This window comes from Paenibacillus sp. FSL R5-0623 (assembly GCF_037974265.1).
Classification (GTDB): Bacteria; Bacillota; Bacilli; order Paenibacillales; family Paenibacillaceae; genus Paenibacillus.
In genome coordinates this window covers 4,873,917-4,884,112 of sequence record NZ_CP150233.1, presented here as the reverse complement: position 1 = coordinate 4,884,112, position 10,196 = coordinate 4,873,917, and the positions used below count along the sequence as shown (strand labels likewise).

11 protein-coding genes are annotated in these 10,196 nt (G+C 45.5%); 9 read left to right on the top strand and 2 right to left on the bottom strand.

What is annotated here, in order from left to right; all coding sequences use genetic code 11:
• Positions 1-20 precede the first annotated feature (20 nt).
• The 9 genes from MKY92_RS21485 to MKY92_RS21445 all read left to right on the top strand — a co-directional run bounded on the left by MKY92_RS21485 (position 21) and on the right by MKY92_RS21445 (position 8,310).
• A complete protein-coding gene (locus MKY92_RS21485; RefSeq protein WP_339297537.1) occupies positions 21-872 on the top strand; it encodes a 3-hydroxyacyl-CoA dehydrogenase family protein in 852 nt (283 codons plus the stop codon).
• A gap of 1 nt (position 873) precedes the next feature.
• A complete protein-coding gene (locus MKY92_RS21480) occupies positions 874-1,140 on the top strand; it encodes a hypothetical protein (protein WP_339301955.1) in 267 nt (88 codons plus the stop codon).
• Between the two features lie 65 nt (positions 1,141-1,205).
• Positions 1,206-1,469: an acyl carrier protein gene (locus tag MKY92_RS21475; RefSeq protein ID WP_017687156.1), complete on the top strand. Its 264-nt coding sequence runs from the start codon at positions 1,206-1,208 to the stop codon at positions 1,467-1,469.
• Positions 1,466-2,350: a hypothetical protein gene (locus tag MKY92_RS21470; RefSeq protein WP_339297536.1), complete on the top strand. Its 885-nt coding sequence runs from the start codon at positions 1,466-1,468 to the stop codon at positions 2,348-2,350. Before MKY92_RS21475 ends, MKY92_RS21470 begins: the two co-directional genes overlap by 4 nt.
• 25 nt (positions 2,351-2,375) lie before the next feature.
• Positions 2,376-3,116: an alpha/beta fold hydrolase gene (locus MKY92_RS21465; RefSeq protein ID WP_339297535.1), complete on the top strand. Its 741-nt coding sequence runs from the start codon at positions 2,376-2,378 to the stop codon at positions 3,114-3,116.
• 35 nt (positions 3,117-3,151) lie between these two features.
• On the top strand, positions 3,152-5,485 hold the full coding sequence (locus MKY92_RS21460) for an FtsX-like permease family protein (RefSeq protein ID WP_339297534.1): 2,334 nt from the start codon (positions 3,152-3,154) through the stop codon (positions 5,483-5,485).
• A gap of 12 nt (positions 5,486-5,497) precedes the next feature.
• A complete protein-coding gene (locus tag MKY92_RS21455) occupies positions 5,498-6,265 on the top strand; it encodes an ABC transporter ATP-binding protein (RefSeq protein ID WP_047843824.1) in 768 nt (255 codons plus the stop codon).
• 60 nt (positions 6,266-6,325) lie between these two features.
• Positions 6,326-6,961 carry a TetR/AcrR family transcriptional regulator gene (locus MKY92_RS21450; protein WP_339178147.1) on the top strand — a complete coding sequence of 212 codons (636 nt, stop codon included), beginning with the start codon at positions 6,326-6,328 and terminating at the stop codon, positions 6,959-6,961.
• Positions 6,962-6,981: 20 nt separating this feature from the next.
• Entirely contained in the window at positions 6,982-8,310 is a 1,329-nt protein-coding gene (locus MKY92_RS21445; protein WP_036615192.1) for an MFS transporter, read from the top strand.
• Positions 8,311-8,471: 161 nt separating this feature from the next.
• Here MKY92_RS21445 and MKY92_RS21440 read toward each other — a convergent pair whose 3' ends face one another.
• A complete protein-coding gene (locus tag MKY92_RS21440) occupies positions 8,472-9,296 on the bottom strand; it encodes a carbohydrate ABC transporter permease (protein ID WP_036668529.1) in 825 nt (274 codons plus the stop codon).
• A 1-nt stretch (position 9,297) separates the two neighbouring features.
• Entirely contained in the window at positions 9,298-10,170 is an 873-nt protein-coding gene (locus MKY92_RS21435) for a sugar ABC transporter permease (RefSeq protein ID WP_017687164.1), read from the bottom strand.
• Positions 10,171-10,196 lie beyond the last annotated feature (26 nt).

Sequence of the window (10,196 nt, the reverse complement as noted above, 5' to 3'; positions counted from 1 at the left end):
CAATAAGGAGGTGATTAGGTATGCATAATCGACTCATTGCAATCATTGGCGCAGGGGTAATGGGATGCGCCACAGCACTGGATGTCGCGAGGGCTGGTTATCGTGTAATTTTGCAGGATATTTCGGCGTCGGTCATCGAACATGCCCCTGATGTTATACGTCGTGAATATCGTTCAGCTTGCTTTCTGAAGCAAGGGTACGGTCAGGTGCCCCTGGATCAGATCATGGAACGAATCTCGTTCCAGACACAAGATGAGGGTGTGGAAGAGGCAAGTATCATTATTGAAAATGTAACCGAAAACCTGGAGTTGAAAAAGGAAGTTTACGCACGACTATCCCACAAGGTTCGTCCGGATGCTTTATTTGCGCTAAATACAAGCTGTATTTCCGTGACAAAGCTCGCTTCATTTTTGCCTGACCCAGGTCGAGTCATTGGGGTGCATCTGATGAATCCGGTTCCCGTTAAATCCATGGTGGAGGTGATCAAAGGACATCATACAACGCAGGGTACGGAACATGAGATGATAGCGTTTTTGGAAACTCTTGATAAAAGTCCAGTTGTCATAGAGGATCTGCCCGGGTTTGTCTCTAATCGCCTCTCGCACTTGTTAATGAATGAAGCGGCTTACATTGTACAGGATGGAATCGCTACACCCGAGCAGGTGGACGCCATTATGAAGAAGGGCTTCAATTATCAGATGGGGCCGCTGGAGACGGCGGATCTGATTGGTCTGGATACGGTCGTGCATTCATTGAAAGTATTGTACGACAGTTATCAGGACCCCAAATTCCGATGCTGTCCGATGTTGCAGAAAATGGTTGATGCAGGACAGTGGGGGCGGAAGACGGGTCAAGGATTCTATGCCTACTAAGATGAAGGGTGGCATGACCATGGAAAAGCTCAAGGATATCAAGTGTATCGTTTGGGATCTGGACCACACCATATGGGATGGGGTTTTGCTTGAATCTTCAGATGTGCAACTGAAGCCGGGCTTAAAGGAGGTGATTGAAAAACTGGACCAGCGAGGTATTTTGCATCCTGTTGCCAGTAAAAATGATGCAGCTTTGCCGGTTTCCAGCAGCAATCTGCAGATCAGGAAGGAAGAGTGCTGTTCTATCATGATTTGCAGCAGGCTGTAGAGTTTCCAGACTACATTGAGGTTTTAGTGCCCGAGGGGCAACATCAATAACAAGGGGGAAGGGCAGTGGATTATCGTCAGGAAATTCGGGAGTTTATCGGAAACAACCTCACCATGGATCATGAAGACACTCAAATTAATGATAATGACAATTATTTTGAGCAACGGTTCGTCAATTCGCTCTTTGCGATGCGTTTGGTGGACTTTGTAGAGCGAAGATTCCAGATTGAGATAGCAAATGAAGATCTGGATTTGGCTAATTTCTGCACGATTAACCGTTTGCATGATCTTATTGAGAGAAAGTTGACTGAGAAGGAGGCGGCACTATGATTACAGCTAATCAGGCATCCATTCGTCCAGTCACAAGTCCGGCAACCAGCCCGTCCAACAAATATATGTATTTGTTTTTGGGGATTTCCTTTGGCACATGTTATGGAATCGCAAGTTTGTTCATGTTCTTTGCGGATTTTATTGTACCCATAACAGGTGAGTTAACCTTGATGCATCCACTTGCGATCGTTGCTCTGTATTCACCTTCCATTGCCGGATTAATTACATGTTATGTGATGGGCGGAACGGAAGCATTAAAAGGAATGTTTATGAAGCTGGTTCCGCGCAGACAGGACCTGTTCTGGATACCGATCATTATTGGTATTTCCATCATCTTTGCATCAACAATGCACTTTGGTTCCTTGTTATTCGGCATACCGGTCCCTGAACTGACATATAGTGTACCTGAAATGATCTGGTTGGGGATTGTGAATCTGATCAAGGAGACGGGGCTGATTGGTGGGCTGTTTGGCTGGATCGGATTTTTGCTTCCATTCTTGCAAGGGAAGTTAAAAAATAATATAACAAGTGGTCTGATTACCGGCCTGTTGTTCGGATTATGGGTGCTCCCGGGATACTTGATTTCCTCTTTTGGCACCTCAACCACTTACATATACTACGTTGTTCAGCTTATGGCATTTATCGTGTTCCAAAGTTATATCTTCAATGCAACCAAAGGTACACTTCTGTTTTATCTGCTTGCATTCTGGCTTGTAGCCACAGGAAGTCAAATTGATTTGTACTACTTTAATCCGCAAGTTCAAATTATGCAATTCTTCTTTTTTGCAATATCGGCTATTGTCATACATGTCATCTTCAAGCGTAAAAATGTGGATACTTCACTTCAGACATTCCCTGCATATGTTCTGGAAAGAAAGTAAGCCTGGTTATGGTGGTGGATAAGTGATGGAACAGATCTATTTGGAGCGGCTACAAAAGGGGGAAGGAAACAGACAAATGGTCTGTTTTCCTTATCTCGGTGGCAACTCCAACAGTTTTCAGCCCCTAGTGCCGTACCTTCCTGACACGGAAATTTGGGCGTTTACGTCCCCGGGTCATGGTCTGAACACCGAAACACCCCTGGAGCATATGCAGCAACTTGTAGAACTGTATACCAGCAAGCTGCTGGATGTTATACAACCTGGCAGTCTGTTATTTGGACATAGTCTGGGAGGGATTACAGCCTACTTCGTTGCGCAGCGCTTATATCAGGAACATCCAGATGTAGCAAAAACGCTACGGCTTGTGTTATCTGCCTGCAACACGCCTGACGAATGCGGGATGCAGAATTATGATCGGATGTCAGACGAAAATCTGATTGATCATCTGTTTTCCTATGAAGCTCTCCCGCAAGAACTGATACATGAAAAAGAATTATTGAATTATTTTCTGCCCGTCATCCGGGCGGATTTCAGGATGTTGGAATCTGCAGCAACGCTTGAATATGAGCCGCTCTCATTGCCGGTGTTGTATCTGTGGGGAGAACGGGATCGTACCGTTACCCTTCAATCCGCGTTGAGATGGGGCCGATATTTTGGCACATCCATGAAGCTTCAAACCATCAAAGAGGGTGCTCACATGTTCATGATGCATCAACCTTCAACGGTGGCGCATTGTCTGACAAGCTTTATGACTCCAGATAAATAGGAACAACTTGTAGATGAGAGGAGCCATGTTCGTTTATGCTGCTACGAATGCTGAGAAACGATATAACGAGAAAAAAAGGAATTACGGCTGCTTTATTTATTTTTGTACTGCTGGCCGCCTTGCTGGTATCTTCGGGGTCACGAATGATTATGGAACTGACGAGTTCCATCCAATATCTATTTTCTGAATCCAAAACACCACACTTTGTGCAAATGCATGCCGGAGAGATCGATCAGGCCAAAGTGAACACATGGGCTGAAGAAAATGCCATGGTCCAGCAGCATCAGATTGTGGAAATGGTCAACATTGACGGCTCTAATCTGTTCCTCGGAGCAGAGTCTGAAAAGAACAGTGTTATGGACATTGACTTTGTTACACAGAATCAGGATTTCGACTATTTGTTGAATCTGGACAGTGAGATTATTCAGGTTAACGATGGCGAGATTGCGGTTCCGGTATATTACATGCAGCAAAAAAAATTGAGCGTGGGCGACCAGGTTCGGATCGATAATGGTCAATTTGAGCGTTCTTATACCATCGTTGATTTTGTCCGTGATGCTCAGATGAATCCATCGGTTGTGCACTCCAAACGTTTTATTGTGAGTGCAGGGAATTTGCAGGAACTGAAGCAGAGCATCGGAGAGATGGAGTATCTCATCGAATTCCGGTTGACGGATCCCGGACTGACGAGTGAATTTACCCAGGCTTACCAAAATGCCGGACTTCCCAATGCAGGTCCAGTCGTAACCTATGGTCTGTTCCAGGTACTGAATGCCATGACCGACGGAGTCATTGCAGCCGTTATTATTTTGGTCAGTCTTGTGCTGATTCTGATTGCGATGCTCTGCATCCGATTCACGATGCTTGCGACCATCGAAGAAGATTATCGTGAGATTAGTGTCATGAAAGCGATAGGGATCGCAGAGAAGGATATTAAGAGACTGTATCTGATGAAGTATGTATTTATGGCGGGATTCGCATCCGTGCTTGGATACATTGCATCACTTGGCGTTAACCGATTATTTGTTTCCAACATCATGTTGTATATGGGAAAAGCACCTGCAACCCTGTTGCATTTCGCAATTCCGTTATTAGCCGCTGGAATCATATTTGCCATGGTTGTTCTGTTCTGTCGAACGGTACTGCGGCGTTTTCGTTCCATCTCCGCAGTGGATGCTCTCCGTACCGGGAGCCTGGGAGATACACAGATCATTCGAAACCGGCTTAGTTTGTCCCGCAATCGCTGGTCTTCCGTACCTGTCTTTCTTGGTCTGAAGGAAGTCATACAGCGAATCAAGATGTTCCGATTATTGTTGTTCGTCTTTGTAGTCAGTTCATTTATTATGATTGTGCCGGTCAACTTCCTGAACACTTTGCAGGCGCCAAGTTTTATTTCTTATATGGGTGTTGGACAGAGTGATATTCGCATTGACTTGAGGCACACAGACGATGTGGAGCAGCGTTATGACAATCTGGTTGCCCAGATCCAAAATGATAAAGACATCAAAACGTATTCCCCATTGGTAACAAGCCAGTTCAAGATTAAAAATGCGGAAGGAAGTTACGACAATCTGAGTGTAGAAACTGGGGATTTCAGTATTTTCCCATTGTCTTATGTTAGCGGTACTGCGCCAACAACCGAGAATGAAATTGCGTTATCTGATGCAAACAGTAGCGAGCTGCGCCTGAAGACTGGTGAGCAACTTACCTTGCTCGTTAATGGCAAGGACCAGATGATGACGGTCAGCGGAATATACCAGGACGTTACGAATGGTGGGAAAACGGCGAAAGCCTTATTGCCTTACAACAAGGATAGCGTGTTGTGGTATGTGGTCAGTTTGGATCTGAATAATCGCGGGGACATGGCTACCAAAATTGCTGAATATGAGGCGGCTTTCTCGCCAGCCAAAGTAACCGATCTTCAAGGTTATCTGGATCAGACGTTAGGCGGAACCATCCAACAATTGAAATTGGTGACGATGCTGGCCTTGGTCATCGGTGTCTTCATATCTATTTTAATTACAGCACTGTTCCTTCAGATGTTAGTAGCCAAGGACAACAACGACATTGCTGTACTAAGAAGTCTCGGGTTTGCCTTGTCTAAAATCAAGTTCAAGTATGTCGTGATGTCACTTGTCATATTAATCTTAGGGGTTGTTACTGGAACGATATTGTCCAATACGTTGGGTCCGTTGCTGGTTAGTGCTATTATGTCGACGTTTGGTGCTTCCAATATTGTCTTTGTTGTTAACCCGTTACAGGCATATGTTTTGTGTCCATTGTTACTTGCAGGCACGATTGTACTAACAGCATGGATTAGCATCCAATCGATCAAGGAAACGAGCATATCCAAAATGATTGTCGAATAGGGAGGATCAACGATGACAACTATACTTGAGGCTAAAGACGTGAATAAATCCGTAGCGATCGGCGAGAATGAAGAACATAACATCTTGAAAGATATCAACCTTCAATTAAAAAAGGGAGAATTTGTTTCCATCATGGGGCCATCTGGCTCAGGCAAGTCTACCTTACTGTACAACATAAGTGGTATGGATCAGATTAGTGCTGGAAGTGTCTATTTTAATGGCAAAAAAATATCGGCATTTGAGGAGAGGGATCTGGCAAGTCTACGTTTGACCAAGATGGGATTCATCTTTCAAAATATTCATCTGCTCAAGAATCTGAATCTATTAGACAATATCGTACTTTCCGCGTATCTGGCCAAAAATAGCAGCAGAGAAACGATTAATACACGAGCGATGTCATTAATGAAAAAAATGGGGATTGATGAGCTTGCTGGGCATAACATCACCCAAGCCTCAGGCGGACAGCTTCAACGGATTGCCATCTGCCGTGCGCTGATTAATAATCCAGATATTTTATTCGGCGATGAACCAACGGGGGCGCTGAATTCCAAATCAACGTATGAGATCATGGATATTCTGGGCGATATCAATGCAACGGGTACAACCATTCTGCTGGTGACCCATGATGTGAAAGTCGCTGCCAGATCGGAACGTGTATTGTTTATGATGGACGGTAAGCTGGTTGCAGACAGAAATATTGGAAAATATGCAAGAGAGCGTCAGGATCTGAAAACAAGGGAAAGCCATTTGGCGCAATGGTTGACTGAAATGGGGTTCTAAAAAAAGAACTCCATGACTACAATAGACCGACAGTCGGTCGAACGTATCGGAGGCCAGGATATGAGACTGATCAAAAACCCGGAAGAACGCAGGAATGAGATTTTGGATGCGGCCGAGATTCTGTTCGTAACAAAGGGATATACCAAAGCTACGGTTATGGATATCCTTCAGGCGTGCAACATTGCCAAGGGTACATTTTATTATTATTTTCAGTCCAAGGAAGAGGTTATGAACGCCATCGTCATGCGTTTTATTCTGAGCGGGGAGGCATCGGCCAGGCACGTGGTGTCCGATCCCAAACTGAATGCCCATGACAAAATTTTTCGCATCATGATGGCGCAGAATCAGCCTGACGGCAGAAAACATGATCTCATCGAGCAATTGCACAGTGTTCATAATGTGGAGATGCACCAAAAGAGTCTTGTAGAGACGGTAATTCGATTAAGTCCCATCTTGGCCGAGGTGGTAGAGCAGGGCATTCAGGAGGGGGTATTTCATACGCCTAACCCAAAGGAATCCATCGAATTCCTGCTCGTATCTTCACAATTTTTGCTGGATCGTGGCATCTTTCAATGGGAGGAGGAAGAACTCCAAAAAAAGGTTGAAGCATTCACACATATTATGGAACGTGTGCTGGGAGCAGAACAAGGAAGCTTTGCCTACGTCACTCGTCTTTATTTTCCGAATCAAGCTTAGCCGAGAAAGGAGTATCATCCATGGAACATACCGTTCAAAAATCATTTAAAAAGTTTCTGGTAGTATGGTTCGGTCAGCTCATCTCCATGATTGGGATTGGACTTACAGCCTTCTCCCTGGGGGTGTATGCCTTCGAAAAAACGAATACGGCAACAAGTGTTGCATTGATTACCTTATTCACGTTTCTGCCGAATATCCTGCTTCGACCTATTGGAGGGGTACTGGCAGACCGATTCGATCGTCGAACGATGATGATTATTGGCGACCTGGGGTCGGCAGCCGGTTTGATTTTCATTCTGTCCATTATGCTCACAGGTGATATCCAATTATGGCATATCTATGTGGGAGTGGCCTTTAGTTCGGTGTTTTCCGCGTTGCAGAGCCCGGCATATAAGGCCTCTGCTACGGACCTGCTGGATAAGGATCAATTCTCAAAAGGAAGCGGTCTTGTACAACTGGCTGAATCCTCGAAGTTCCTGTTTTCACCTATCATTGCGGGTATTCTGCTTAGTATAACAACCATTGAAGTCATTCTGGTTATTAATATTCTGACATTCCTGGTTGCCATTCTAGCTGTGCTGGTTATTCGGAAGAGCATGAAGGTGGAGCGAGAGGATCGAGAAGGGAAAAACTGGATCACCGATATTCAAGAGGGCTGGAGAGAGGTTGTAACCAACAAGGGAGTATTGTTGCTTGTGGTGATTATTTCTCTTGTCACCTTTTATCTGGGATTCCTGGAGACACTCATTGGTCCGATGCTTCTGTCATTCACGGATGCAAAGACACTTGGAACATTTCAGTCTGTTAGCGCTATCGGCATGCTGATTAGTAGCTTATGCATCGGCATATTTACGATAACAAAGAGATACGCAAGTGTGCTTGTGATGGGTCTGATTTTATGCGGTTTGTCCTTCTCGCTTCTGGGGATATCCACCAACATTTATTTTATTATCTTCGCAGGTTTTCTGTTCCTGTCATCGCTGCCGTTTGTCAATATGAGCGCAGATGTGCTGGTGCGAAACAATATCGCCAACGATAAGCAGGGCAGGGTATGGGGGATCATTGGTATTCTGTCACAACTCGGGTTTATTATCGCGTACAGTTTGGCTGGATTTCTGGCCGACCATGTGTTTAATCCGTTGCTGATGGAGGGGGGAGCACTGGCTTCGTCTGTTGGTCAAATTATTGGAACTGGGCCAGGCAGAGGTATTGCCTTTCTGTTTATCATCGCGGGTCTGTTTGTTATTCTGATTGCAATCATCACATCCCGCTTGAAAATGATCAAATCTCTGGAGCAGAGCCCAGATATAGCGGCTCCATCCGATGTTGGCGGGTTGGCGCACGATTAATTCGAATCCAACAGCGTAAGCCCTTGTCCGCAGCAACGTGCGATACTTCTTCTGTAGGAAGAAGTTGTTCACACGATGAGCAGACAAGGGCTTTTTGTGCTGAGGAGTCGGCAGATGTACTTAGACAAGATACGTTTGTGAATTTGGATTGTCGGTGGAGCTTACCCTTTAACTGCTCCTGAAGTTAGTCCTCCCACAATATACTTTTGCCCAATGAGAAACACAATCAACACTGGCAGGGAAGTAAGCACAATATCGGCACTGACCAGATTCCACTGGGCACTGAATTGTCCAAAGAAGTTATATACAGCCAGCGTCATCGGCCACATCTCCACTGTATTCAACATATAGAGTGGGGCAGTAAACTCATTCCAGACACTCAGGAAATTAAGAACAAATACCGTTACCAGCACCGAGGTTAACAAAGGTACAATGATTCGCAGGAACAGCTTGATCCCATTACATCCGTCCATGATCGCGGCTTCATCCAGCTCCTTCGGGATGTTAGACACAAAAGCATACGTAATGAACAGCGAGATTGGAATACCCATGGCCGTGTAGAGCAGAATCATGCCGACATGTGAATTGATCATACCCATCGACTTCATGACTTCCATCAGCGGAATGTAGTTGAGTGGTAGGGTGATACCAAGAATCAGGAAGAAGTACAGAAACTTGCTGAGCCTCGAATGGTTGCGGGATAACGTGAAGGCCGAGAAAGCCACAACAAACACTAATAGTAGAGAAGAAGCTCCGGAATGCAGCAGACTGTTGAAAAAAGAACCTCCCAAGTGTCCCTGTTCATAGACTATTTTGTAATTTTCGAAAATAAACTTCTCGGGCAGCGTCAGTTTAAGCACTTTGGCCTCGGCGTCCGACTTGAATGAATTCAGTACAATGACGACAAAAGGAATCAGGACCACCAGGCTGAGCAGCCAGGCGAGAGCATTTAACCCGATGGAAGCCAATCTTTTTCTCAATCGCATGTCAGTATTCCACCTTTCGGTTCATCAAACGAATGATGAAAAAGGAGATGATCGCCATGATGACAAACAGAATGGTAGATAACGCACTCCCCAGTCCCCAATACCCTTTGGCAAAAGAGGAATAGACAGCCGTGTTAATGACATCTGTTGCGTTACCGGGGCCACCGTTGGTTAGCACGTATACGGCATCGAATACTCTCAGCCCATACGTAATATTAAGCACCGTGGCGATGGTAATGGTAGGCATTAGCATCGGAATGGTGATCCGGAACAACTTCTGCCCAAACCCGGCGCCGTCAATGGACGCTGCTTCGTAATAATCACGTGGAATCGCGAGCAGTCCGGCGATGAACAGCACCATGATGTACCCCATGCCTTTCCACGTATCCACCGCCATAATGGATGGCATGGCCCAGGTCAGGGAGCCCAGCCAGTTCTGGGCGAGAACGTCTAGTCCCATGGAACGTAGGGTCACGTTAACGAACCCGTTGTTGGGATCGAGCAGACTTTTGAACACAAGCCCAACAATCAGGAACGACAACACTTGTGGCGAGAAGATGATCATCCGGTGCAGATTCGCGGCCTTTACACCGCTGACCAACAGCAGAGCCAGAAACAAGCCGAGAACCGTCTTGGCGATGGATGTCACGAGGGTGAACAGGACTGTGTTTTTGATAAAAAGAAGATAGGTCGGATCACCCGCCAATATGGTACGGAAATGCTCCAGACCGATAAAGTTCTTCTCCGAACTGTAACTGTTCCAGTCAGTGAAGGAATAATAGATGCCCAGCAGGGCGGGAGCAACGATGAACAGCAGATATAATACAATCGCTCCAGATGAGAAATACCAGGGATAGATTTTGTTTGCATTCATAACCGGTAACACCTTTCCTTCCTGCC

Bases quoted from the DNA above. Each gene is read 5' to 3' on its own strand.
- MKY92_RS21455 (WP_047843824.1), top strand. From the start codon at position 5,498: ATGACAACTATACTTGAGGCTAAAGACGTGAATAAATCCGTAGCGATC.
- MKY92_RS21450 (WP_339178147.1), top strand. From the start codon at position 6,326: ATGAGACTGATCAAAAACCCGGAAGAACGCAGGAATGAGATTTTGGAT.
- MKY92_RS21440 (WP_036668529.1), bottom strand. From the start codon at position 9,296: ATGCGATTGAGAAAAAGATTGGCTTCCATCGGGTTAAATGCTCTCGCC.
- MKY92_RS21485 (WP_339297537.1), top strand. From the start codon at position 21: ATGCATAATCGACTCATTGCAATCATTGGCGCAGGGGTAATGGGATGC.
- MKY92_RS21465 (WP_339297535.1), top strand. From the start codon at position 2,376: ATGGAACAGATCTATTTGGAGCGGCTACAAAAGGGGGAAGGAAACAGA.
- MKY92_RS21470 (WP_339297536.1), top strand. From the start codon at position 1,466: ATGATTACAGCTAATCAGGCATCCATTCGTCCAGTCACAAGTCCGGCA.
- MKY92_RS21460 (WP_339297534.1), top strand. From the start codon at position 3,152: ATGCTGCTACGAATGCTGAGAAACGATATAACGAGAAAAAAAGGAATT.
- MKY92_RS21435 (WP_017687164.1), bottom strand. From the start codon at position 10,170: ATGAATGCAAACAAAATCTATCCCTGGTATTTCTCATCTGGAGCGATT.
- MKY92_RS21445 (WP_036615192.1), top strand. From the start codon at position 6,982: ATGGAACATACCGTTCAAAAATCATTTAAAAAGTTTCTGGTAGTATGG.
- MKY92_RS21480 (WP_339301955.1), top strand. From the start codon at position 874: ATGAAGGGTGGCATGACCATGGAAAAGCTCAAGGATATCAAGTGTATC.